This window comes from Vibrio sp. YYF0003 (assembly GCF_036350715.1).
Classification (GTDB): domain Bacteria; phylum Pseudomonadota; class Gammaproteobacteria; order Enterobacterales; family Vibrionaceae; genus Vibrio; species Vibrio natriegens.
In genome coordinates this window covers 76851-102380 of record NZ_JAZDWA010000007.1, presented here as the reverse complement: position 1 = coordinate 102380, position 25530 = coordinate 76851, and the positions used below count along the sequence as shown (strand labels likewise).

The window sequence follows — 25530 nt, the reverse complement described above, 5'->3', positions numbered from 1 at the left end:
GAGGATATGACTATGAAACTGAACTTCTCTTTGTACCGGTACAACCCGGATGTAGACACTAAGCCTTACATGAAAGACTACACACTTGATGTAGAAGAAGGCTCAGACATGATGGTTCTGGATGCGTTGATTCTGCTTAAAGAGCAAGATCCAAGCATCGCATTCCGTCGTTCATGCCGTGAAGGTGTTTGTGGCTCTGACGGCCTGAACATGAACGGTAAAAACGGCTTGGCATGTATCACGCCATTGTCTGCACTACAAGGCGACAAGATCGTAATTCGTCCACTACCAGGTCTACCTGTGGTACGTGATCTTATTGTTGACATGACGCAGTTCTATGATAACTATGCGAAAGTTAAGCCATTCTTGATCGATGATGGTGCATTACCACCTTCTCGTGAGAATCTGCAGTCACCAGATGACCGTGCTCATTTAGATGGTTTGTACGAATGTATCATGTGTGCATGTTGTACAACTTCTTGTCCGTCATTCTGGTGGAACCCGGACAAATTCATCGGTCCTGCAGGTCTTCTAGCGGCTTACCGTTGGTTAATTGATAGCCGCGATACGGCAACAGATGAACGTTTGTCTGATCTTGATGACGCATTTAGCGTTTTTCGTTGCCATGGCATCATGAATTGTGTAAGTGTTTGTCCGAAAGGACTTAACCCGACGAAAGCAATCGGCCATATCAAGTCGATGCTGGTAAATCGCTCGGTGTAATTTACTCGTAGATGAACCAGTTGCAGTGTTGTGTAAAGTAAACCCCATCACTGCGCTGCAACTGCATAACTCGAGTAGACGAATATTAAAATTGCCGATTTTTTAAGTCGGCTATTTATAGCTCGGCGTAGACCGAAGCAAACGTGAAAACTACTGGTTAAGGGAAAATATGCACAACGGCGTGATGAAGGCATGGCTCGAGTCTTCACACTTGGCTGGCGCCAATGCAACGTATGTAGAGGAACTCTACGAACTGTATCTAAGTGATCCCGATCTGGTAAGTGAGGAGTGGAAACGTGTTTTTGATGGCTTGCCTAAGCCTTCAAAAGAAGTGGCAGAACAGCCGCACTCACGTGTCCGTGACTACTTCCGACGACTCGCTCAAGAAACAAAGCATTACAATGTCCAAGTTAGTGACCCAGATGTCGATGCAAAACAAGTAAAAGTTCTACAGCTAATCAACGCATACCGTTTCCGCGGACACGAGGCTGCAGAATTAGATCCACTAGGTCTATGGCAACGTCCAACCGTTGCTGAGTTGGATCCAGCATTTCATAATCTTACCGAAGAAGATTTCGAAGAAACTTTCAACGTAGGTTCTTTTGCTATTGGGCAAGAAACCATGAAGTTGAGAGACATTTACGAAGCCCTCAAAAAAACTTACTGTGGTTCCATCGGTGCTGAATACATGCACATGACTGACACAGAGCAAAAGCGTTGGATTCAACAACGTCTTGAGTCTGTCGTAGGCCAGCCATCATTCAACAACGATGAGAAACGTACTTTCCTAGAAGAGCTAACAGCAGCTGAAGGCCTTGAGCGTTACTTAGGCGCAAAATTCCCGGGTGCAAAACGCTTTTCTCTAGAGGGTGGTGACGCGCTTATCCCAATGACCAAAGAATTGATCCGTCATGCAGGTAACAGTGGCATGCGCGAAGTGGTTATTGGTATGGCACACCGTGGTCGTTTGAACATGTTGGTGAACGTACTCGGTAAGAAACCACAAGATCTGTTTGATGAATTTGCAGGCAAGCATGATGAAACGTGGGGAACGGGTGACGTTAAATACCACCAAGGTTTCTCTGCCGACTTCGCGACTCCGGGTGGCGATGTTCACTTAGCGCTAGCATTTAACCCATCGCACTTAGAAATCGTAAACCCAGTGGTTATCGGTTCTGTGCGCGCTCGTCAAGACCGTTTAGGTGATAAAGAAGGCAGTAAAGTTCTTCCTATCACTATTCACGGTGACTCAGCTGTTGCTGGTCAGGGCGTGGTTGCGGAAACATTCAACATGTCTCTGTCACGTGGTTTCTGCGTTGGTGGTACGGTTCGCGTTGTTGTTAACAACCAAGTAGGTTTCACGACATCTAACCCACGTGATACTCGCTCGACCATGTACTGTACTGATATCGCTAAGATGGTACAGGCACCGATTTTCCACGTTAATGCTGATGATCCAGAAGCGGTTGCGTTTGTTACGCGTATCGCATTGGATTACCGTAACGAGTTTAAACGTGATGTAGTTATTGACTTGGTATGTTACCGCCGCCATGGCCACAACGAGGCAGATGAGCCAAATGCAACTCAGCCTTTGATGTACCAAAAAATCAAGAAACACCCAACACCACGTAAGCTTTACGCCGATGTTCTGATCGATAAAAACGAATCAGATATTGAGACTGCAACTCAGTTAGTCAACGAATACCGTGATGCGCTTGACCGCGGTGAAGTTGTGGTGAAAGAGTGGCGTCCAATGGCATTGCACTCTGTTGACTGGTCTCCATACCTAGGTCACGAGTGGGACATGCAATGGGACTCTCAATACGACAAACAACGTTTGGTTGAACTTGGTACTCGTCTATGTCAGTACCCAGAAAGTCATAAGTTACAAAGTCGAGTAAACAAGCTTTATAACGACCGCTTGGCAATGATGACTGGTGAAAAAGCGATTGACTGGGGTATGGCGGAAACACTGGCTTACGCAACTTTGGTTGACGATGGCAAGCGTATCCGTATTTCTGGTCAGGACTCGGGTCGTGGTACTTTCTTCCACCGTCACTCGGTTCTTCACAACCAAACAGACGCAAGCACATACATTCCGTTAGCAAACGTTCATGACAAGCAAGGTCCTTTCCAGGTATTCGACTCTGTATTGTCAGAAGAAGCGGTATTGGCGTTTGAGTACGGCTACGCAACCGCAGAGCCAGGCGGCCTAACGATTTGGGAAGCACAGTTCGGTGATTTTGCGAACGGCGCTCAAGTGGTTATCGACCAATTTATCTCTTCTGGTGAACAGAAGTGGGCTCGTCTATGTGGCTTAACGATGCTTCTGCCTCACGGCTATGAAGGTCAGGGTCCAGAGCACTCATCTGCGCGTCTAGAGCGTTACCTACAGTTGTGTGCAGAGCAAAACATGCAGGTAGTTGTTCCTTCAACGCCAGCGCAGGTTTACCACATGATTCGACGTCAGGTTGTACGCCCAATGCGTCGACCACTGATTGTAATGTCTCCTAAATCATTGCTTCGTCATCCACTTTGTACGTCTACTATCGAAGACCTTGCAGAAGGTACTTTCCAGGCGGCTATTCCAGAAATCGATAATCTGGAAGCAAGCAAAGTGAAACGCGTTGTATTCTGTTCTGGTAAGGTTTACTTCGACCTACTTGAGCAGCGTCGCAACAACGAGCAAGAAGATGTCGCAATTGTGCGTATTGAACAGCTTTACCCATTCCCGATGGAAGAAGTACAAGCCGCTATTGCTCAATACACAAATGTTGAAGACTTTGTGTGGTGTCAGGAAGAGCCTCAGAACCAAGGTGCTTGGTACTGTAGTCAACATAACTTCCGTGCCGCTATTCCTGCAGGTGCAGATCTTAAATACGCAGGTCGCCCAGCTTCTGCTTCGCCAGCAGTTGGCTACATGTCGGTGCACTTGAAACAACAAAAAGCGTTGGTTGAAGACGCTCTGAACGTGAACTCAAAAACTTCGAATTAAGAACTAGAAGTTAAAGGAAGAAACAGATATGACAATTGAAATTCTGGTTCCAGATTTACCTGAATCAGTTGCAGATGCAACCGTTGCGACATGGCACAAACAACCAGGCGACGTTATTGAGCGTGATGAAGTACTGGTTGATATCGAAACAGATAAAGTAGTGCTAGAAGTACCAGCTCCGGAAGCTGGTGTTTTAGAAGCTATTGTTGAATTAGAAGGTGCGACGGTACTTTCAAAACAGCTTCTGGCTAAAATCAAGCCGGGTGCAGTTGCTGGTGAACCAACAGCAGATAAAACGGAAGGTACACAAGCATCTCCAGATAAGCGTCACAAAGCGGTACTTACTGAAGAGAGCAATGATGCGCTAAGCCCAGCAGTTCGTCGTCTTCTGGCTGAACACAACCTAGAAGCTGGCCAAGTGAAAGGCACTGGTGTTGGCGGTCGTATCACTCGTGAAGACATTGAAGCACACCTAGCAAACGCAAAAGCTGCAACAAAAGCTGAAGCGCCAGTAGTTGAAGCTCCTGCAGCGGCACGTAGTGAAAAACGCGTACCGATGACGCGCCTACGTAAGACTGTTGCTAACCGTCTTCTAGAAGCGAAAAACAGCACAGCGATGCTAACGACGTTTAACGAAGTGAACATGAAACCAATCATGGATCTTCGTAAGCAGTACAAAGACCAGTTCGAAGAGCGTCACGGTACACGTCTAGGCTTCATGTCTTTCTACGTGAAAGCCGTAACTGAAGCGCTAAAACGTTACCCAGAAGTAAACGCGTCTATCGATGGCGATGATATCGTTTACCACAACTACTTCGACATCAGCATGGCGGTATCTACGCCACGTGGTCTGGTAACTCCAGTACTGAAAGACTGTGACACGCTAGGTTTTGCTGATATCGAAAAAGGTATCAAAGAGCTAGCGATTAAAGGTCGTGACGGCAAATTAACAGTAGATGAGCTAATGGGCGGTAACTTCACTATCACTAACGGTGGTGTGTTCGGTTCACTAATGTCTACGCCTATCATCAACCCACCGCAATCGGCGATTCTTGGTATGCACAAAATCCAAGAGCGTCCAATGGCTGTGAACGGTAAGGTTGAAATCCTGCCAATGATGTACCTAGCGCTATCTTACGATCACCGTTTAATCGATGGTCGTGAGTCAGTTGGCTTCCTAGTAACCATTAAAGAGCTACTAGAAGATCCAGCACGTCTCCTATTAGACGTTTAATATCGCTAAAACGTCTAGTTGCCTTGCGTAGCTAGACGTTAAAAATTTCAATGGCTAGACTAGCTCGACGTCTGGCCTTCATCTGAATCACTAAGTGATTGATTTGAGAAGACCCTACAGACGTACAAGCAGCCAAGACTGCAGCGTTATGGAAATAATAAATCCCTTTGGGAAAAAACAAACGGAATATCGAAATGAATTTGCATGAATACCAAGCCAAACAGCTGTTTGCAGAATTCGGTTTACCTGTGCCAGAAGGCTACGCGTGTGATACACCACAAGAAGCTTTTGAAGCAGCAGGCCGTATTAGCACAGCTAAGAAAGTCGTTAAGTGTCAGGTTCACGCTGGTGGCCGCGGTAAAGCGGGCGGCGTAGAGCTACACGATACAAAAGATGGCGTAAAAGAGTTTGCGCAAAAGTGGCTAGGTAAGAACCTAGTAACTTACCAAACAGATGCAAATGGTCAGCCTGTAACAAAAATCCTTGTTGAAGAAGCATCAAACATTGCAAACGAACTTTACCTAGGCGCGGTAGTTGACCGTGCTAGCCGTAAGATTGTTTTCATGGCTTCTACTGAAGGCGGTGTGGAAATCGAAAAAGTTGCGGAAGAAACGCCGGAGCTAATCCACAAAGCAGCAATCGATCCACTAGTAGGCCCACAAGCTTACCAAGGTCGTGAGCTTGCGTTCAAACTTGGTCTTGAAGGTGACCAAATCAAACAATTCGTTAAGATCTTCATGGGTCTTGGCACGATGTTCGCTCAGTACGACCTTGCTCTACTAGAGATCAACCCACTTGTTGTTACTGGCGAAGGCAACCTGCTATGTCTTGACGGCAAAATCAACATCGACTCAAACGCTCTATACCGTCAGCCTAAACTTCGTGAAATGCACGATCCATCACAAGAAGATGAGCGTGAAGCGCACGCAGCTCAGTGGGAACTGAACTACGTAGCACTAGACGGTAACGTTGGCTGTATGGTTAACGGTGCTGGCCTTGCAATGGGTACGATGGATATCGTAAACCTACACGGCGGCAAACCTGCTAACTTCCTAGACGTAGGTGGCGGTGCTACTAAAGAACGTGTTGCAGAAGCATTCAAGATCATCCTATCTGATGACAACGTGAAAGCAGTACTAGTAAACATCTTCGGTGGTATCGTACGTTGTGACATGATCGCAGAAGGTATTATCGGTGCGGTTAAAGAGGTAGGTGTAAACGTACCAGTTGTTGTTCGTCTAGAAGGTACTAACGCAGACCTAGGTCGCGAAGTTCTTGCTAATTCTGATGTTGATATCATTGCTGCTGAGTCGCTAACAGATGCTGCTCAGAAAGTTGTTGCTGCTGCGGAGGCTAAATAATGTCTGTATTAATTAACAAAGACACTAAAGTAATCTGTCAGGGTTTCACTGGTGGTCAAGGTACTTTCCACTCAGAGCAAGCTATCGCATACGGTACGCAAATGGTTGGTGGTGTGTCTCCAGGTAAAGGCGGCCAAACTCACCTAGGTCTACCTGTATTCAACACAGTTCGCGAAGCAGTAGAAGCAACTGGCGCAACAGCGACAGTAATCTACGTACCAGCACCTTTCTGTAAAGATGCAATCCTAGAAGCGATTGACGCAGGTATCGAGCTAATCGTAACTATCACGGAAGGTATCCCTACAACAGATATGATCGACGTAAAAGTGAAGCTAGAAGAAACTGGCGTTCGCATGATCGGTCCTAACTGTCCGGGTGTTATCACTCCTGATGAGTGTAAGATCGGTATTATGCCTGGTCACATTCACAAGAAAGGTAAAGTGGGTATCGTATCTCGTTCTGGTACACTTACTTACGAAGCAGTTAAGCAAACGACAGACGAAGGCTTCGGTCAGTCTACGTGTGTTGGTATCGGTGGTGACCCAATCCCAGGTTCAAACTTCATCGATATCCTGAAACTGTTCCAAGAAGACCCAGAAACTGAAGCGATCGTAATGATCGGTGAAATCGGTGGTACAGCAGAAGAAGAAGCGGCAGCGTTCATCAAAGAGAACGTGACTAAGCCAGTTGTTTCTTACATCGCTGGTGTAACTGCGCCTCCAGGTAAGCGTATGGGTCACGCTGGTGCGATCATCTCTGGTGGTAAAGGTACTGCTGAAGACAAGTTCGCGGCACTAGAAGAAGCTGGCGTTAAGACAGTTAAATCTCTAGCAGAGATCGGTAAAGGTCTACGCGAAGTAACAGGCTGGTAATTTCCAATTTGTTAGAATACAAAAGCCTGGCAATTGCCAGGCTTTTTTGATCGTGGAGTTTGGTTAAGAATGAAAACAAGTAAAGCGAGTGAAACTTCGCAATAATCAAACTCAAACAGACAACATTCTTATGCTTTACGTTGGATGATTTGGCTTAGCATAAACAGCGAAGTTGCGCTTATCACAACGGAAGGGCCAGCTGGTGTGTCAAAGTGCCAGGACAGGCTTAACCCCATCAATACAGAAATCGAACCGATAATGGAGGCAAACAGCGCCATCTGTTCTGGTGTGGAAGACAGTTTTCGAGCCGTTGCCGCTGGGATAATAAGCAGTGATGTCATGATCAACGCACCGACAAACTTCATGCCCACTGCAATCACAACACCTACCATCAACATCAGTACCAGACGCACAAGATCGGTATTCACACCTTCTACTGCAGCAAGCTCTTCGCTGACTGTGCTCGATAGCAATGGGCGCCAGAAAATGTATAAACATGCACTAACGGCAACAACACCCGCATAAATAAATATCAAGTCCTGCAATGAAACAGCGAGCAAATCACCAAATAAGTAACTCATCAAGTCAACGCGCACGTTATCCAGAAAGCTAACCGATACTAAGCCTACTGATAGTGAGCTGTGCGCCAGAATACCGAGTAAGGTGTCAGTGGCGACCAATTGTTGTTTTTGTAGCGTTACCAGCAGTACGGCGAGCGCCAAACAGCACACAAGTAGAGCCAGGTAAATGTTCACATTAAGCAAAAAACCTAGCGCCAGACCCATTAGAGAGGCGTGGGCTAGTGTGTCGCCAAAGTAGGCCATTTTCCGCCAGACGACAAATGAGCCTAATGGCCCTGCGATAATTGCGATGCCAATACCAGCAAGAATAGAAGGGAGCAGAAACTCAATCATGGTGATGGTGTCCGTGGTTATGCTTGGCGCAAGATGATGCATCACCGGAAACCGGATCACCGGACAGATCGTGATGGTGATGATGGTCGTGATGATAAAAGGCCAGTGATTCTCTACCTGCATTGCCAAATAAGGCGATGTAAGATGGATCCTGGGTAATTGTCGCAGGAGAACCGGAGCAGCAAACGTGGTGATGTAAGCAAATCACATCATCAGTTTTAGCCATCACCAAATGCAAATCATGGGAAACCATAAAAATAGCGCAATCAAAGCGGTGACGAATGCTCTCTATTAAATCATACAGGTCGATTTGTCCCTGAATATCCACGCCTTGAGCGGGTTCATCAAGAACAAGAAGCTCAGGACGCTGAAGCAAAGCTCGTGCGAGGAGGACACGCTGATTTTCACCACCAGACAGACTGTGCATATTGCTGCTGATTAGGTGTTCAGCGCCGACAAGCCTCAGTGCATCAATACACTCTTGCTTGCTGTATTTGCCTGCCAAATTTAAAAAGCGAGTGACATTTAATGGTAAAGAGTCATTGAGCTTTAACTTTTGTGGGACGTAACCAATTTTTAATTTCTTTTTTTTAGATAATTTCCCACTAGTTGGCTTCTGGAGCCCTAAAATGACTTTTACTAGAGTTGATTTCCCAGCGCCGTTGGGGCCAATCAGGGTCGTTATTTTACCCTTGGTTAATTCCATGCTGATGTTGTCCAGAACTTTGCGCTCATCGAATTCGACGCATAAGTGTTCCAGATGGACTAATGAGGACATGAATGAAACTCGTTTGCAAATCAATAATGTTATAATGTAACATTATTGCACTTTCCACTCGATATCCCAAGTAAAACTATGAAAAGAGCTTTAATTCTTATTGCTTCGGCAATGCTAACGTTACCTGCGCAGGCGGTGACAGTGCTTACCAGTATAAAACCTATTCAATTGGTGGTGGCAGAGCTAACCCAAGGCGTGACGGAGCCAGAGGTATTGCTCCAGTCAAATACTTCCCCGCATGATTACGCTCTGCGTCCTTCAGACGTGAAGAAAGTCGCCTCAGCTGATCTGGTCATTTGGTACGGACATGACTTAGAGCCTTTTCTTGAAAAAGTCGTGGCAGGAAAAGCAAATACAATGACGATCAGTGATATCCCTAATTTATCATTACGTGAATTTGATAATGAGCACAATCATGATCACGACGGGCATAACCATGGCTCTTACGACCCGCATTTTTGGCTTGGCGTTGAACCAGTCAAACAAGTCGCTAACGCATTGGCGGAAAAGCTTATCGAGATTGACTCTACTAACGCGAATAAATATAGAGAAAACCTTTCTCATTTCGAAGCGCAATTAGCCGCAACGGATAGTGAAATTAAGCGCAAGCTCGATACAGTAAAAGATAAAGGCTATTTTGTATTTCATGATGCTTACGGCTACTTTGAACAGCGCTATCAACTGAATCAACTTGGTGCCTTTACTGTAAGTCCAGACCGCAAGCCAGGTGCAAAAACATTGATTGAAATACGTAAAGCGCTCAGTTCTGGAGATGTTGCCTGTGTGTTCTCGGAACCACAATTTACCCCAGCAGTCGTTGAAAGCGTAATGCGTGGCAGTAATGTGGCTAAAGGTGAGTTAGATCCGTTAGGCAGCTCAGTTGAATCTAAACCGGGAAGTTACTTCACTTTTCTGTCAGGTATGGCAGATAGCTTCGAGCAGTGTTTAGGCAACAAATAGTTATAGGGTTGTTATTCTCTGTCGGAATTTTCTTTTTTTACGTGATCCAGCAGTAAGAATTGCAACCTTTGGTAAGGCGAGCCTTTTATCAACAGCCAATTGAGATATTATTATCCAATAATTAGCGACTCGAAATAACCATGTCGAGGAAGACATGAAATGTGACGAGTCGGCATAAGTTTAGATATTAAAGGTTTCGTCTTGCTACGCTATCTGGCTCTATTACTCGTTGGAGCCGTTATTTCATGTCATGCATTTGCGTTTAATAAAGCCAATGCGATTTTTTACCCTTTGCCTACGCAGGTTAAGGGGACTTTTGTTGCGGCGGAAAATTTGTATTTAGGCGAGCAAGGTGGCCTTTGGATACACGACGTTCATGGACGCGTTTTATTCTATGATGGCCAGAATATACTTCCTAAATCAGGCAGTTTTTTGAAGAGCCCTGTCAAGCAACTTGCCTACAATAAAGGTGCGTTTTGGACTTTCGTTGAGAATGAAGTCTACCAAACCTACCCAAATCAAGAGCGGCGTTTAGTGTTCAGCCTTAACCCCGGCTCCCAAATCAGAAAGATCGGCGCTTCTAACCACTATATCTGGGTTAGTGATGGTGCACACTTTTATACTTACCATATAGAAACCAGTGAGTTAAAAACGTATTCATTACTCCATCTTTATCATCATAGTAACAACAGTTACGTCTATATTAATGATGCGATTTTTATAGAAAATAAATGGGCACTTGCCACGACTTCGGGCTTCTATCTGTCTGAAGGAAAGGCCTTTGACCATGTCGCTGAATCTGGTCAGAACTACATTGAAAAAATCTACTACTCTCCTACACGACGGGAAATATTGGTTGGGACGCTTCGGGGAGCGTTGGTTTTCAATATCAATGAGCCGAATAAGCAAGTTACCCAAGTCGGCGGATCACATGTATTAACGTTTGCTGAGACCAACCAAGAGTATTGGGTTGGGACGGAACATGGTTTGTACTTATATTCGTTTTTGACTGGGGAGGTGACGGAAGTTGAATCCTCGAGTTTCCTAGAGTTAGAGCTCGACAGTAATAAGATTTTCTCACTGTTGAGTGACAACATGGGGGGGATGTGGATAGCAACGGGTCAGGGGATTCGTTACTACTCCATGTTCAGTAAAAAGTTTGAGCGGATTACCTTCAGTAGTTACGATTCACAAACACTATCGGGAAGAATCCGAAAAACAGTGACGGGACCTGATGGTGCCTTGTGGTTTGCAGATGATTACAAACTCTACCGGAGAGGATTGCACGGAAACGAAATAATCCTCGAGTCTCACACTCCAATCAATGATCTCGTGTTTCAAGAAGGATTGCTTTGGCTCGCAACCTCGGAAGGGTTGAAAGTATTCGATCTTGATGGTTTAAAAGAGGTCTCTTTTCCTTACTTACAAGTAATGGCAGGACATGCGGTTGAACACCTTGCCGCTGATGATGCTTCACGTCTTTGGGTTGCGAGCGGCTATCAATTGTATAACGTTGATATCGCCAATCAACGGGTAAGGAATCTAGGCAGTGAATGGTTGGTTAGCCAGTACTTACCTGCAAAAATAACAAGCTTGTACGATACGCAAGATCGATTATTGATTGGTACTGATCACGGCGTTTATGAATATGACAATGAACAAATTCGCTTCAAGCGTTTCTCGGAAAAATTCGGTGAATCTCTAGATATTCTCACTGCCGCTGACGGAAATCTTTGGTTTTCTTCGTCTTATGGTTTATTTAAAACGGTTAATGTCGGTGATTCAGAGCAAGTTGTAGAGTTGAGCGTTTCTAATGCCAAACCTGCCTGCATGATCGGTGACGCTCAAGGTGTCTGGCTTGCTTCGTCTGTCGGGCTGAGCTACTACCATCTTTCTGGAGAGTTGGTAAAGCATTTCTCTTCTTCATCCGGTTTGATAAACAATGAGTTTCTGCCAGGAATATGTACTGTAATACAGGGAGATGAAGATCAGGATAGCGAGCTAGTGCTTGGCTCGAAATATGGTCTGGTCAAAGCCAAAGCCTCAACTCTGAGGGTCTCCAACGCCCCTGAGTCCACGTTTATCGTTAGCCAGGTAGTGCATGAAAATGAAGTTATTCAGGTAGGAAGTGCCAACCTTGATGGCGTTGAATTACCTTATGGCTCATCATTAAGCTTCCGTTTTGGCACCATGCCAAGGCCCGATAGCCAAAACTTGTATTATCGATTGAGTGACGGTGAGCCTTGGCAAACATTGGAAGGCGGACAACTTACCTTAGAACACCTTAATTCTGGCGAGTATCATCTTCAGGTAAGTAGCCAGTCTCAAGTTGCTGCGGGTCTGATTGGATTAGAGTCTCGCTTTAAGGTAAAGCAACCATGGTATTTATCTTCTCTGGCGATATTTGCTTTCCTAGCGGCCACGCTCATTATTATGGGCTTACTCACGTATTGGCGCTCTCGCTATATGGTTCAAGTCAATCGGGCGTTGGCCGCACAAGTTACTCTCAAAACCAATCAGCTCAGACACCAAAGCCGTGTACTGCTCGCCAGCAACCAACAACTTCGCAAGCAGATCCAAGTGAGAAACCTGTTGGTTGATCATGTTGCTCAATCAATCAAATCAAGCGTTGATCATCTTGCTTCTAAATATCCCCAGGCAATTGATGCGTTAACGCAAGATCATTTTGCTAAAGCCTATTGGCAATTAAATGAATTGAGAAGTGTTCCGGATGAATCTTGTGGCGGCAGCCAAAACTACAATTTGAGCCAAATAACCCAATCTGTAGTGGATGTATGGAAAGAAGACTTTTCGAAAGCGGGTATCCTGGTTGAGATTATTGATGAAAACAAATCGAGTAGAATCGCTCTGGAGAGCTTCAACCTAGACGTCATTTTTAACAGTATTTTTGCCAATATCATTAAGCGTTCATATCGCGGACAAACGGTCAAAATAATGCTGTCTGAAGGAAGTGAATCCGTATGGTTAAATTTTATCGATTACGGTAGCCAATTGACGAACAAGGTATCGTTAAGTCGGGCTTCAAATGGGAATGCTAACGATCTGGGCATAGACAGCATCTCACAGTTAGTCAGTGAGAGTGGGGGGCATTTAGCGGTATTTACTTCCGAGTCGCAGAACAAAATTGCGATCACATGGCCAGTCGCTCAAGAGCTTAGTCATGTAGATGAGCCTTTATCAGAGTTTGCGCCAGATAAAGAGCTTGAAGACTTAGTTAGCCCGGAAGATGAGTGGTTGCAAAAGGTTTACCAGCTTGTGGCTGAGCATTACCACGATGCTGAGTTCGGTACTGCATCTGCGGCAAAAATGTTATTTATGTCGGAACGCAGTTTGCAAAGGCGTTTCAAATCAGCCTCGTCAAGAACGTTAAAAGATTATCTAACAGAAGTACGCTTAGAAACCGCCTGTGAGCAGCTACTCGCCGGAGAGAAAATCAGTGAAGTTGCATTTAATTGTGGTTTCAACGACCCGTCTTACTTTAGCCAGAAGTTCAGATTATATTTTGGCTTGCCTCCTTCTAAGTTTGCACTGACTCAAGAGAACCAATAAGTCACGTCATGCTACTTGTCGTTTTAGCTCCCGATAGCTCTCTGAGTTAAGTGGGCGATATTTATCTCTCGGTTCTTTTCCGGCGAAAATTAAAGCTAATTTTTGCCACTCAGAACTGTCCCCATTTTTCTTTCTTAAGCTCAGCGCTTCTCCCTATCTAGTAATTCAACTCAACGTCTTCACGGCTTGGCATCATACCGTCGTCGTTGGATGGTGTTGTCTTAGAAAGAGACATTATTGTGTCATTACGCTTTCCAACGCTCACTTGGTTAGTGCCAGATTATTTAAGTTGCTGACATGTCTAAAGCTAACGTGTGTCTTTGTCTATTAGTGTAAAGCTATATCGATTAGGGAAGTAAATGTGTGGTTTGAGTAGTGGTTTAATAGGGAGGGAACAATGAAAAAATATCGTGGTATAGCCGGGGGGACTATACCACGGGTGTCAAGGACACCTTCGCTTGCTGCCGGAGTGGCATGAGACATGCCACCTCTGGAATACATTTGAGAGGTCGCCCTCTCGATGAGTTAACTATACGAGGGGTTACTTATTTTTCTTATAAAAATAACGACACATTAATGTGAAAAAAGCGACAATATTTGAGTGGTTAATTTAAATAATTGATATATAAAAAATAATTATAGTTTTAGCTTGGGTTCTTATCGTTTTGATAAAGATAAAAATCGCCAATAAAGATAGTTTTGACGAAATTGACGTGTCCAAACTTGACGAAGTTGACGTTTAAAGGGGGGTGATAACAATTATGGTAACTTTGATTTCACACAATAAATCAATGGAGACATAGGAGTAATATTGCAGCATCAATTTATTAAATGAAAATATTTATCATTAGCAATAATCATGTTGGAGCCATAATGAAGCTATCAGAAATTATACCCGGCGATTCGGTGACTATTCGTTTATTAGATGGTCTTTCACCTGACGTAAGAAAAAAGCTAATGGTAATGGGGCTATTGCCTAACACAGTAGTCAAAGTTATTAGGCGAGCTCCAATGGGTGACCCATTACAAGTTGAAGTTCGTGGTGTGTCTGTTGCAGTAAGAGAGACGATTGCTCAAAAAATCGAAGTGGAGAGGGTGTAATGCAGTATCAAGTACTTACGGTAGGTAATCCTAATAGTGGCAAAACGACTCTTTTTAATGGTTTAACAGGCGCAAAGCAACAGGTCGGTAACTGGGCTGGTGTGACTGTCGAGAAAAAGACGGGTCAATTTAAACATGCCGGTGACCAGTTTTTGCTTACAGACCTTCCTGGCATTTACTCATTAGACAGCGGAAATGATAGCAACAGTATCGATGAATCAATTGCTTCACGTGCGGTACTGACTCATCCAGCTGATTTGATCATCAATGTTGTCGACGCCACAAGTGTGGAGCGCAGTCTATACATGACGCTGCAGCTTCGCGAGCTTGGTCGTCCGATGATTGTCGTTCTGAACAAGATGGATGCGCTAAAGCGCGAACGTCAAGTAATTAACGTGGCCGAGTTAGAGAAGACATTGGGGTGCCCGGTTCTCAGTTTGTCGGCGACGGACAAAAAACAAGTCGCAGAATTTAAAGAACGATTGCACAAATCCATCATTCAGGGTGTTGCGCTTAAAGAGATGTCGTTGAACTATGGTCAACAAATGGAAGCGGCGATTGAAAAAGTCTCAACGCTTTTTAGTGATCAAACCGTCTCTCATCGTGCGCTTGCTATTCGTGCCTTAGAAAAAGACACCCTGGTTCTAAACAGTCTTTCAGAAAGTGATAGAAGCACGGTTTTAGAGTCGATTGCAAAGCTTGATCTGGATATTGATTTACATGTTGCGGATATCAAATATACGCATTTGCATGAGAAGTGTAAGAAGATTCGCCGTAGTGAGGGCAAACTTAGTCGCAGTGTGACAGAAAAGCTAGACCAATTTATCTTAAATAAGTGGATAGGTATTCCGTTTTTCTTTGCTGTCATGTATTTGATGTTTATGTTCTCGATTAATATCGGCAGCGCATTTATTGACTTCTTTGATATCGGAGTTGGTGCGTTACTGGTTGATGGTGGCCATTACCTACTTGATGATCACTTACCTGTATGGCTAGTGACTGTGCTTGCAGATGGTATTGGTGGTGGTATTCAAACGGTCGCTACCTTTATTCCAGTCATTGCTTGTCTATATTTATTCCTCGCAGTACTAGAAAGCTCTGGTTACATGGCTCGCGCGGCGTTTGTTCTGGATAAAGTGATGCAGAAAATCGGCTTGCCAGGTAAAGCCTTTGTACCGCTTGTTTTAGGGTTTGGCTGTAATGTCCCGTCTATTATGGCTACCCGAACTCTTGATCAAGAACGTGAACGTAAGCTGGCAGCATCCATGGTTCCGTTTATGTCTTGTGGTGCTCGCCTACCTGTTTACGCATTGTTTGCAGCAGCGTTCTTCCCTGATTCAGGTCAAAACGTTGTATTTGCGCTTTACCTGCTTGGTATTGTGGCTGCCATTTTCACCGGCCTGTTCCTTAAAAATACCCTTTACCCGGGTAGCAGTGACAGCTTTGTCATGGAAATGCCTAACTACGAGCTACCGACACTGCAGAATGTTGTGATTAAAACCTGGCAAAAGCTCAAGCGTTTTGTACTCGGGGCAGGTAAAACCATTGTTATTGTGGTGGCGCTGCTTAGCTTCCTAAACTCACTTGGTACTGATGGCAGCTTTGGTAATGAAGATAGCGAGAAATCTGTACTTTCAAAAGCGTCACAGGTTGTTACTCCCGTGTTTGCGCCAATTGGTATTGAAAAAGATAACTGGCCTGCGACAGTGGGTATTATTACCGGCATCTTCGCGAAAGAAGCTGTAGTCGGTACGCTGAACAGCTTATATACCACGCCAACTGACGGTGATGAAGCGGAATACGACCTAATAGGTAGCTTAGAAGAAGCGGTCATGAGTATACCTGAGAACCTTGCCGGTCTTAGTTACTCAGATCCATTAGGCATCGAGGTTGGTGACTTAACCGATTCATACGCGGTAGCAGAAGAGCAAGAAATTGATGCCTCTATTTTTGGCAACATTAAATCTCAGTTTGTTTCTGGTCATGCTGCGTTTGCGTACTTAATTTTCATCCTGCTGTACACGCCATGTGTTGCTGCAATGGGGGCGTATGTGCGTGAATTTGGTAATAACTTCGCTCGTTTTATTGCGGTTTGGACGATGGGGCTGGCTTACCTAACGGCGACTTTCTATCATCAAATGATGCACTTTGCGGACAGTCCAGTTACAAGCGGTATATGGATGGCAGTGATCGTGGCGATCTTCTTTGGTACTTATCGTGTCTTTAAGCGCATTGGTAAGAAGCAGCAAGGTTCGCTCGAGGTACAAGTGGCATGATCTTAAAACAGCTTTATAACTATATTGCAGATAACGGCGCGGTGTCGCAGTCAGAGTTGGCAAAACAGTTTGGCATGAGTGAAGATGGTGCCGACGCAATGCTGAGTGTGTGGATTAAAAAAGGTCGTATTACCCGTTTGGTTGACACCAATAAAGCACATCATGTGACTGGCGTGCGTTATTCGGTGACGCGGCAAGATGGATTATCACTGACAGTGACGATGTAAACCGTCGGACAGAAAGAAGCCGCCTTATTAACGGGCGGCTTTTTCGTCTCTGGAGTCTGCGCCAGATCTATACTTTTTGGAAAATAGAACTGAGTGACAATACATTCTGAATGCGCCCAAGGACTTCGTCTTGCTCTTCGTCACTGCGGAACTCACCTTTGGTGTTGCCCCAAACAGGCCCGGGCCAAGCAATATCATCTTTAAAACGTGCGATATGGTGAATATGGAGTTGAGGCACCATGTTACCCAGTGCTCCCATATTGAGCTTGTCTGGAAGGAATGTCGCTTCAAGAGCTTGGCTCACCGCCTGAGACTCTAACAAGAACTGTCTCTGATCGTGCATGGGTAAGTGGTGCAGCTCTTTTAAGTTCGCACGCTTGGGAACCAGAATTACCCAAGGTACGGCATTATCTTTATGTAGCAGAGCAACGCAAAGTGGAAAATGACCAATAACAGTAGTGTCTTTTGCTAGTTGAGGGTGCAGTTCAAAACTCATTTTGTTTTCCAATTCATTTTTAATTGTATTGATTGAATTCAGTATAAACAAAAAGGCTGACGCTCTCACGTCAGCCTTTGTTTTTAAGCGTTAGCTAAGATTCGCTTACATGCGCTCTAGCGTTTCGATACCTAGTAGAGACAGACCTTGCTTGATGGTCTTCGCTGTTAGTGCAGCAAGCTTCAGACGGCTTTGTTTAACAGCTTCGTCTTCTGCAACTAGGATAGGGCACGCTTCGTAGAAGCTAGAGAACTGGCCTGCTAGTTCAAATAGGTAGCTACACATAATGTGTGGTTGACCTTCGCGAGCGACAGATTGAACCGCTTCTTCGAACTGTAGAAGTTTTGCGATGAGCGCTTTTTCTTTCTCGTCAGTAACCTGGATATCACCTTGAAGGTCATCCATGGCAACACCTGCTTTTGCAAAGATAGAAGCAACACGAGTGTATGCATACTGCATGTATGGTGCAGTATTGCCTTCGAACGCAAGCATGTTATCCCAGTCAAACACGTAGTCAGTCGTACGGTGCTTAGAAAGGTCTGAGTATTTAACTGCTGCCATCGCAACTGTTTTAGAGATCTTCTCTTTCTCTTCTGCATCTAGCTCTGGGTTCTTAGATTCGATCAGCTGCGCTGCACGAACTTCTGCTTCATCAAGAAGGTCCGCTAAACGTACTGTACCGCCCGCACGAGTCTTGAATGGCTTACCATCTTTACCTAGCATCATGCCGAATGCGTGGTGCTCAAGAGAAACTGACTCAGGCACGTAGCCAGCTTTACGAACAATAGTCCAAGCCTGCATTAGGTGCTGGTGCTGACGAGAGTCAATGAAGTAAAGTACGCGGTTCGCACCCAGTTCTTCGTAACGGTATTTTGCACATGCGATATCTGTTGTGGTGTACAGGAAGCCGCCATCGCGTTTTTGAACGATAACACCCATAGGCTCACCGTCTTTGTTCTTGTACTCGTCTAGGAAAACAACTTGCGCGCCGTCATCTTCAACCGCAAGACCTTGCTCTTTTAGGTCTGCAACAATCTTAGGTAGCATGTCGTTGTACATGCTCTCGCCCATAACGTCTTCACGAGTTAGTGAAACGTTTAGACGGTCGTAGTTGCGTTGGTTTTGGATCATAGTTACGTCAACCAGTTTCTTCCACATTTCTGCGCAGAACTCGTCGCCGCTTTGTAGTTTCACTACGTAGTTGCGCGCTTTTACTGCGAACTCTTCGTCTTCATCATAAAGCTTTTTAGATTCGCGGTAGAAGGCTTCAAGGTCAGCCAGCTCCATAGACACTTCGCCAGACTCTTGTTGTACACGCTCAAGGTTAGCGATAAGCATGCCGAACTGAGTACCCCAGTCACCGATGTGGTTCGCACGAATCACTTTATGGCCCAAGAACTCAAGAGTACGTACAACAGCGTCACCAATGATGGTTGAACGCAGGTGACCAACGTGCATTTCTTTTGCAACGTTTGGCGCCGAGTAGTCAGCGACGATAGTTTGCGCTTCTTCTTCTGCTACACCCAGACGTGAATCTGCTAGTGCTGCATCCGCTTGTTTCGCCAAGAACTCTTCGCTTAGGAAAATGTTGATAAAACCAGGGCCAGCGATTTCTGTTTTGCTCGCGATACCGTCAAGGTCTAGAACATCCAGTACTTTCTGTGCAAATTCTCGTGGGTTAGTACCCAGTTTTTTAGCAACGCCCATTACGCCGTTTGCTTGGTAGTCACCAAATTGTGGCTTTGCTGATTGACGAACGGCTGCAGGGCTGCCTGCAGGTGCGCCAGCGGCTTCTAGAGCCTGAGATACTTTGTCATTAATAAGTGCTTGGATATTCACACGAGTTTCCTTCAATTCGAGGACTAAGAACCCGTTATAATCAGAGTCGAGTTCTGTTGGAGTTCACAAAAATGGCGCTAATGATAACAACTTTATTGCTTTTCATACAGAGAGGATTTGGGGAAATTTATACTTTTTCGACTGAATGGAAATGTACATCCAAACAAGCCCTGCCTCGCTGAACCCATCATAGTGAAGCTATTTGGGTATAAGGCGCTTTAGGTTTACTATTGCGACTCTATAAAAGACAAAATCCTCCTTTCAGAGAATACCGATGACGACTGAATTAGTAGAAAAACGCTTAACACCCGAATTGATGCTCCAGGACTTGGACGCGTTTGTGGAAAAAATTGAAGCACTGGCTTCAATGCTTCACTTGGATTTGAGTTTGGCTCAGGCTGACCATATTGCGTTGCGTATCAACGATACTCAAACGGCGCAACAAGCCCATCAAGCATGGGCTCAGTACGGTAAAGTCATTTCTCAGGCGCATATCAATGGCCGTCCAATCATCGTGATTGAGTTTGAAAACATGCTAGAAAGCCGGGGGTGGAAAATTGAGTGTTTGGAGTTACCGTATCCGGCAGAAGGCAAAATTTACCCAACAGAAGGTTGGGAGCATGTAGAGTTTGTCATCCCGTCTCATGCGGATACGGCGGATGAGTTTCTCGCTGATCTAAGACACACTTACCCGGATTTCGGTGCGCAGTTTGAAAAGTTGGAAGAGATTGGCGTGAAAACGAAATTATCGAGTCCGAAAGGGGAAGGGGAACGCCTCAACAACCCAACGGTGGCATTTAAATACCAAGGGGTATGTATCAAACTTCATCCGCATTCACTAAAGGCGATTGTCGAGTCTGAAGCATAAAAGCAAGCTCGTTCGAGCTGAGAGGTTGGCTTATTACTGCCGTCTCAACAAGTTCGTTGGTAATTTCCTCTGTTGTAGAAGATGAAAAGGGAGCTGAGGCTCCCTTTAAATTAGCGAATTACTTTTTAGTCAGTGACTTGCCCATTGGGTTTGAGATGGATAGCTTTTTGCCTTGTAACTCTTCGCCCAAAGGTAATGTGAAGGTCTTTGAAAACGGCATTCGTTTACAATGATCCATTTTGTCTCTGACGATGGTGACCAGAACCTCTGTTTGAGAATTTTGCTCCACTCTCAGGCTAAAGTCATCGTTTTGACTACAGCCGGTCGACTCAGCGATAAATGAAACCTTATTCTCACTCACTCGGTAAGCTTCAATCATCATTGCTTGGTGCTCAGATGTGAGACCTTCTTGCATCTCTGCATTCGCTGAGCAAGCGGCCAAGCTGATAGAGCTCAAGCTAAGCAGTACTGTTTTGAATGCATATTTCATCTGATTATCCTCTTTTTCGGCGAAGGAATGAGCCAGCAGCCAGCAGCATTAACAGACCAATAGAGAAGCTGCCACCTGAGCTGGATTTGCTCTTAACACTATTATCGCCATCGTTATCCGCGCTAGCCGCCATTTTGATATTACGAATATTCGCTTGTGCGTCAAAACCACCAGTCTCTGCGTAGTTTTTCACGTAAGCCAACATAACCGTATTTGACGTTCTGTAAAGATCGGCTGAAACCTCGGTGTAATCTAGAAGCTGGTTGGTGTAATCATACATTTGACCATTAATATAGACGACAAAATAGTCAAAACCATCGGATAACACTTTTAGATCCATCGTCAGTTTGCCTTTAGGCAGATCAGTGAGGTACAAGATAGACTCACCAGTAGCAGCGCCCATATCTGCAGAGTGAAGTTCACCATTTTCGGCTGTCCAAGCGTAATTATTGGTATAAACATTAACACCTGTCAGCGGAATGGCACTGCTCAACGAATTGCTGGCCTTATCAACACCCATATATTCAAAGGTGGTCGAAAGCTTAGGTAGTTTCGGGTGATCGGTGGTAACTTCAATCGTATCTATTGAAGCTGCATAAGTTGGGTAGTAGCCCACCGTAATTTGACAACTTTCAGAAGGACTCAAGGTCTCTATACAAGTGTTTTCGGCAATTGTTAGTCCGCTAGATAGGGTAACATCGGTGATGTTGAGTGGAGAATCTACCTCGTCATTACGAATGGTAAAGGTCTCCTGTTGAGCTTTTCTTTCAACCAGACGAAGATCGCGATACTGGGTATAGCTGATGGTATTACGATGGCTATCTATCCAGCCGTTGTGCTGAAAGTGGGCCACATTGGCGTAAACGCCATAGGCCTCAGGTTGAGCACACCCTTCACCCCAACTAACCACACCCAACAGTTTATTGATGCCGTTATCATCGACAATGAGTGGTCCGCCGCTATCTCCTTGACAGCTGTCTTTTCCTCCCGAGATGTACCCAGCACAAATGCCATCATCTGATACATTGGAATAATTTCCCTCCAGATTTTGGCACGTAGCGCGGTCTACATATTCCAGATCCACTTGTTGTAGCACGGTTGGGAATACTGTACCTGTGGTCGAGGTATTGCCCCAGCCCGCGACATGGAGCTTGTCCCCTGCTTGCACACTATCTAACACTGTAGGCGTTGCTAATTCGATAGTCGCGCTATCGACACTATGTGCAAGTTCGATAAGGGCGATATCGTTGTTCGTTGTATAACTATTATAGGCGTGATGTGTATAGATATTTTGAACTGCGATACGCTGCGCTTGAGACTCATTTGTTTGGTCGTGGAGGCCAAGCACGATATCGATATCATCTGCATTGGTGTCTGCAACACAGTGCGCTGCGGTTAATACGTATTTTCCGCCAAGAAAACTACCACCACAGAAGTGACCAAGGTAGGCTGGCTGGTCTTTATGTACGATTGAAGCAATAAATCTCCAGTCTGTTGTATTGGCTGGCTCTCCGCCAATAATTCGTGTGGATACATCATTCTGAAAAGGATTAAGAGTGTCAGTATCTGCCATTGTGGTTGCAGGTAAAGTCATCCCAATCAGAAAAGCCACTAACGTTTTTTTCATTTTAATTCCTCGTTATTAAATTGGTTTATTATAAGGAGATTGATTTATAAACCAAATTATTCGTGAGGTAAATGATTGTAAGTAAATGGAAAAATTTCGGCGCAGATCGCTTAGTTATAACGTTAAAAGCTCAGGATAGTGCTGAAAAGACAAAACCCGCCAAAGAGGCGGGTTTATTTGTCGTTCTGGTATGTGACGGAAGAGGTTATTACAGAATCACGGTCTTATTGCCGTAGACAAAGACATGGTCATTCAACACTTTATTAAGCGCTTTACTTAAGACGTTCTTCTCGACATCACGACCTGCTTGCGCCATGTCCTGTGCACTAAAGTTGTGGTCGACAGGAATTACGTCCTGCTTAATGATCGGACCTTCGTCCAAATCATTGGTCACAAAGTGCGCTGTAGCACCGATGATCTTAACCCCACGGTCATAGGCTTGTTGGTAAGGCTTCGCACCAATAAACGCTGGCAAGAAACTGTGGTGAATGTTGATGATTTTGTGGTGGTATTTCTCAACAAATGATGGAGTTAATACGCGCATGTACTTCGCTAGAACGATGTAGTCCGCATCGTATTGGCCGATGACTTCGAGCATTTTTTGTTCGTGCTCTTCGCGGCTGAGATCCTCATGCGTCACATAGTGATAAGGAATATCAAATCGCTCAGTCAGCGTTTGCAGTTTGTCGTAGTTACCAATGACCGCCGCGATTTCAACATCCAAGCCACCATCGTAATTTTTCATCAGGATATCGCCCAGACAGTGCGCTTCTTTCGTTACCAAGATAACAATGCGCTTGCGGCGAGAACTAACCAGTGTGCGTTTTGCTCCGGTTGGTAACGCTTGATCCAAATCGGCGAGAAGAGTTTGATCGTTGAAGTAACCTTCCAACTCCGTTCGCATGAAAAAGTGCCCGCTGGTGTTATCAACAAACTCGTTATTGTGAATGATATTTAGTTGATGCTTGTAACAAATGTTAGTGATTTTTGAGATTAAACCCGGAGCGTCTGAACAATGGGTTAACAGGGTTTTCTTTTCCATAAACTAGGGACTTCCATGCAATAAAAATGAAGCGTACGAAAAGTGCGTTGGCTGACAGGAACCAACCGTACCGCAATGTTCCACCATAAATAATCTATTCTGGGACTGGTTTCAACAAAATATCTACGATGAGTAATAAGCAGGTCATATTGTAGGCTGATGTCTGCGCCAATCGTCTGTTATAATCTCGGCAATTTTTCTAATCAGACCCAGATATGATCGCAAAAACATTCTCCTCTGAGGGCGCTTTAGGTAAAGCTATACCGGGCTTTCAGGCTCGCCAGCCCCAAATTGATATGGCAGAAGCCGTCAGTAGTGCGATCAAAGATCAGAGTCAACTGGTAGTGGAAGCCGGGACAGGAACAGGCAAAACCTTTGCTTACCTGGTTCCTGCTCTGTTAAGCGGCAAGAAAGTCATCATCAGTACCGGTTCTAAAAACCTGCAGGAGCAGCTGTACCATCGAGATTTACCACTCATGGTGAATGCACTTGGCTTTTATGGTCAGGTAGCGTTACTGAAAGGGCGCTCCAACTACCTTTGTCTGGATCGCCTTAGCCGTCAGATGGTGGAAAGCCACACTAACGAGTCTGATCCCACGTTGTTGACTCAATTAGTTAAGGTGAGATCGTGGTCTTCCGAAACCAAAACGGGTGACTTAGGTGACTGCGAAGATTTGCCGGAAGACAGCATGATCATTCCGACGATTACATCGACGAACGACAATTGTTTGGGCAAAGAATGCCCAAGCTATACCGACTGTTTTGTACTAAAAGCACGCAAACGAGCCATGGATTCCGATGTGGTTGTGGTGAACCATCACCTGTTTCTTGCTGACCTTGCGATTAAAGAAACTGGGTTTGGTGAGTTGATCCCAGAGGCGGACGTCTTTATTTTCGACGAAGCGCATCAGTTACCCGACATTGCCAGTGAGTATTTTGGGCAGACGGTCTCTAGCCGTCAAATTCATGACCTGGCTAAAGACATTGAAATCGCTTATCGAACCGAAGCAAAAGACATGCGTCAATTGCAGAAGGTCGGGGATAAGTTACTGCAAAGTGCCATGGACATGAGAATTGTGCTTGGCGAACCTGGATTTCGTGGCAACTGGCGAGAAGCGATGCAGTCGGAATCCATCAAGCGTGAACTGGTTCGGCTAACCGACAGTCTCGATCTTGCCATTGATGTTCTCAAAATTGCATTAGGCCGCAGCCAACTGCTGGATGCCGCATTTGAACGTGCCAATTTAATTAAAGGTCGGATCAACCGTGTATGTGACGTCGACATCACAGGTTACTCCTATTGGTATGACACCTCACCCCGTCATTTTGCGTTGCACATCACTCCGCTTTCCGTTGCCGATAAGTTTCATGAGCAAATTGAAATTAAGCAGGGGTCTTGGATCTTTACCTCCGCAACCTTGGCGGTATCGGGAGATTTTAAACATTTTACCGAGCGTTTAGGTCTGAAGCCCAAACAGCAGTTTTCGTTGCCATCGCCGTTTGATTATGAAAAACAAGCGCGCTTATGTGTACCTCGTTATTTACCAGAACCAAACAGTCCGGGGCTCGCGGATAAACTGGTGAGAATGTTAGCGCCAGTCATTGAAGAGAATCAGGGGCGCTGCTTCTTTCTTTGCACCTCTCACAGCATGATGCGTGAGTTGGGTGAACAGTTCCGTGAAACACTGGATTTGCCTGTTCTGATGCAAGGTGAAATGAGTAAACAAAAAACCTTGGCAGAGTTTATGGAGCTCGGAAATGCGTTGCTGGTGGCAACGGGTGCGTTTTGGGAAGGGATCGATGTTAGAGGTGATGCACTGAGCTGTGTTATCATCGACAAATTACCGTTTACCGCCCCTGATGACCCGCTCCTCAAAGCCCGAATCGAAGATTGTCGACTGCGTGGCGGCGAGCCTTTTGCTGAAGTGCAAATTCCAGATGCGGTGATTACGTTAAAGCAGGGCGTAGGACGCTTGATTCGGGATCAGAAAGATCATGGAGCATTGATCATTTGTGATAATCGCCTGGTGACCCGAGATTATGGTGGCACCTTCTTGGGAAGTTTACCGCCGATTCCAAGAACACGAGATTTAGAACGAATCAAAGCTTTCCTTAAAGCAGGATAATCAGCCACAGACCTGTGTTGTGGCATAATCA

19 protein-coding genes are annotated in these 25530 nt (G+C 45.2%); 12 read left to right on the top strand and 7 right to left on the bottom strand.

What is annotated here, in order from left to right; translation table 11 throughout:
• Positions 1–12 precede the first annotated feature (12 nt).
• From V1U08_RS18915 to sucD, 5 genes are all read left to right on the top strand, one after another.
• Positions 13–723 (top strand): succinate dehydrogenase iron-sulfur subunit, encoded by a 711-nt coding sequence (locus V1U08_RS18915; RefSeq protein ID WP_014231149.1) that lies wholly within the window; start codon positions 13–15, stop codon positions 721–723.
• Positions 724–892: 169 nt separating this feature from the next.
• A complete protein-coding gene (sucA, locus tag V1U08_RS18910; protein ID WP_020336307.1) occupies positions 893–3718 on the top strand; it encodes a 2-oxoglutarate dehydrogenase E1 component in 2826 nt (941 codons plus the stop codon).
• A 28-nt stretch (positions 3719–3746) separates the two neighbouring features.
• The gene (odhB, locus tag V1U08_RS18905; RefSeq protein ID WP_330471246.1) at positions 3747–4952 is read left to right on the top strand and encodes a 2-oxoglutarate dehydrogenase complex dihydrolipoyllysine-residue succinyltransferase; all 1206 of its coding nucleotides are present in this window, start codon (positions 3747–3749) and stop codon (positions 4950–4952) included.
• Positions 4953–5146: 194 nt separating this feature from the next.
• On the top strand, positions 5147–6313 hold the full coding sequence (gene sucC / locus V1U08_RS18900) for an ADP-forming succinate--CoA ligase subunit beta (protein WP_014231152.1): 1167 nt from the start codon (positions 5147–5149) through the stop codon (positions 6311–6313).
• Positions 6313–7185 carry a succinate--CoA ligase subunit alpha gene (gene sucD, locus V1U08_RS18895; RefSeq protein ID WP_014231153.1) on the top strand — a complete coding sequence of 291 codons (873 nt, stop codon included), beginning with the start codon at positions 6313–6315 and terminating at the stop codon, positions 7183–7185. Before sucC ends, sucD begins: the two co-directional genes overlap by 1 nt.
• A 128-nt stretch (positions 7186–7313) precedes the next feature.
• Here sucD and znuB read toward each other — a convergent pair whose 3' ends face one another.
• On the bottom strand, positions 7314–8099 hold the full coding sequence (znuB, locus tag V1U08_RS18890) for a zinc ABC transporter permease subunit ZnuB (RefSeq protein ID WP_020336308.1): 786 nt from the start codon (positions 8097–8099) through the stop codon (positions 7314–7316).
• Entirely contained in the window at positions 8092–8877 is a 786-nt protein-coding gene (gene znuC, locus V1U08_RS18885) for a zinc ABC transporter ATP-binding protein ZnuC (protein ID WP_014231155.1), read from the bottom strand. Before znuC ends, znuB begins: the two co-directional genes overlap by 8 nt.
• Before the next feature lie 78 nt (positions 8878–8955).
• Here znuC and znuA point away from each other — a divergent pair, with 78 nt between their 5' ends.
• From znuA to V1U08_RS18860, 5 genes are all read left to right on the top strand, one after another.
• Complete coding sequence (gene znuA / locus V1U08_RS18880) at positions 8956–9837, top strand: zinc ABC transporter substrate-binding protein ZnuA (RefSeq protein WP_239949853.1); 882 nt, start codon at positions 8956–8958, stop codon at positions 9835–9837.
• Between the two features lie 201 nt (positions 9838–10038).
• On the top strand, positions 10039–13407 hold the full coding sequence (locus V1U08_RS18875) for a helix-turn-helix domain-containing protein (RefSeq protein ID WP_330471245.1): 3369 nt from the start codon (positions 10039–10041) through the stop codon (positions 13405–13407).
• An 873-nt stretch (positions 13408–14280) separates the two neighbouring features.
• The gene (locus V1U08_RS18870) at positions 14281–14508 is read left to right on the top strand and encodes a FeoA family protein (RefSeq protein WP_014231158.1); all 228 of its coding nucleotides are present in this window, start codon (positions 14281–14283) and stop codon (positions 14506–14508) included.
• Positions 14508–16784, top strand: a complete 2277-nt coding sequence (gene feoB, locus V1U08_RS18865) for a Fe(2+) transporter permease subunit FeoB (protein ID WP_330471244.1) — start codon at positions 14508–14510, stop codon at positions 16782–16784. The genes V1U08_RS18870 and feoB overlap by 1 nt, the downstream gene beginning before the upstream one ends.
• On the top strand, positions 16781–17011 hold the full coding sequence (locus tag V1U08_RS18860) for a FeoC-like transcriptional regulator (protein ID WP_330471243.1): 231 nt from the start codon (positions 16781–16783) through the stop codon (positions 17009–17011). The genes feoB and V1U08_RS18860 overlap by 4 nt, the downstream gene beginning before the upstream one ends.
• Before the next feature lie 67 nt (positions 17012–17078).
• Here the strand turns inward: V1U08_RS18860 and V1U08_RS18855 are convergent, their stop codons facing one another.
• On the bottom strand, positions 17079–17507 hold the full coding sequence (locus tag V1U08_RS18855; protein WP_330471242.1) for an HIT domain-containing protein: 429 nt from the start codon (positions 17505–17507) through the stop codon (positions 17079–17081).
• A 105-nt stretch (positions 17508–17612) separates the two neighbouring features.
• On the bottom strand, positions 17613–19346 hold the full coding sequence (gene argS / locus V1U08_RS18850) for an arginine--tRNA ligase (protein WP_014231162.1): 1734 nt from the start codon (positions 19344–19346) through the stop codon (positions 17613–17615).
• Positions 19347–19620: 274 nt separating this feature from the next.
• Here argS and V1U08_RS18845 point away from each other — a divergent pair, with 274 nt between their 5' ends.
• Entirely contained in the window at positions 19621–20214 is a 594-nt protein-coding gene (locus V1U08_RS18845; protein ID WP_330471241.1) for a VOC family protein, read from the top strand.
• Between the two features lie 118 nt (positions 20215–20332).
• On the opposite strand, the gene V1U08_RS18840 is transcribed toward V1U08_RS18845, so the two are convergent.
• From V1U08_RS18840 to purU, 3 genes are all read right to left on the bottom strand, one after another.
• Positions 20333–20704, bottom strand: a complete 372-nt coding sequence (locus V1U08_RS18840) for a hypothetical protein (RefSeq protein WP_330471240.1) — start codon at positions 20702–20704, stop codon at positions 20333–20335.
• Between the two features lie 4 nt (positions 20705–20708).
• A complete protein-coding gene (locus V1U08_RS18835; RefSeq protein WP_330471239.1) occupies positions 20709–22331 on the bottom strand; it encodes a trypsin-like serine protease in 1623 nt (540 codons plus the stop codon).
• A 208-nt stretch (positions 22332–22539) separates the two neighbouring features.
• The gene (gene purU, locus V1U08_RS18830; protein ID WP_118117939.1) at positions 22540–23373 is read right to left on the bottom strand and encodes a formyltetrahydrofolate deformylase; all 834 of its coding nucleotides are present in this window, start codon (positions 23371–23373) and stop codon (positions 22540–22542) included.
• Positions 23374–23588: 215 nt separating this feature from the next.
• Here purU and V1U08_RS18825 point away from each other — a divergent pair, with 215 nt between their 5' ends.
• A complete protein-coding gene (locus V1U08_RS18825; protein WP_014231167.1) occupies positions 23589–25499 on the top strand; it encodes an ATP-dependent DNA helicase in 1911 nt (636 codons plus the stop codon).
• Positions 25500–25530 lie beyond the last annotated feature (31 nt).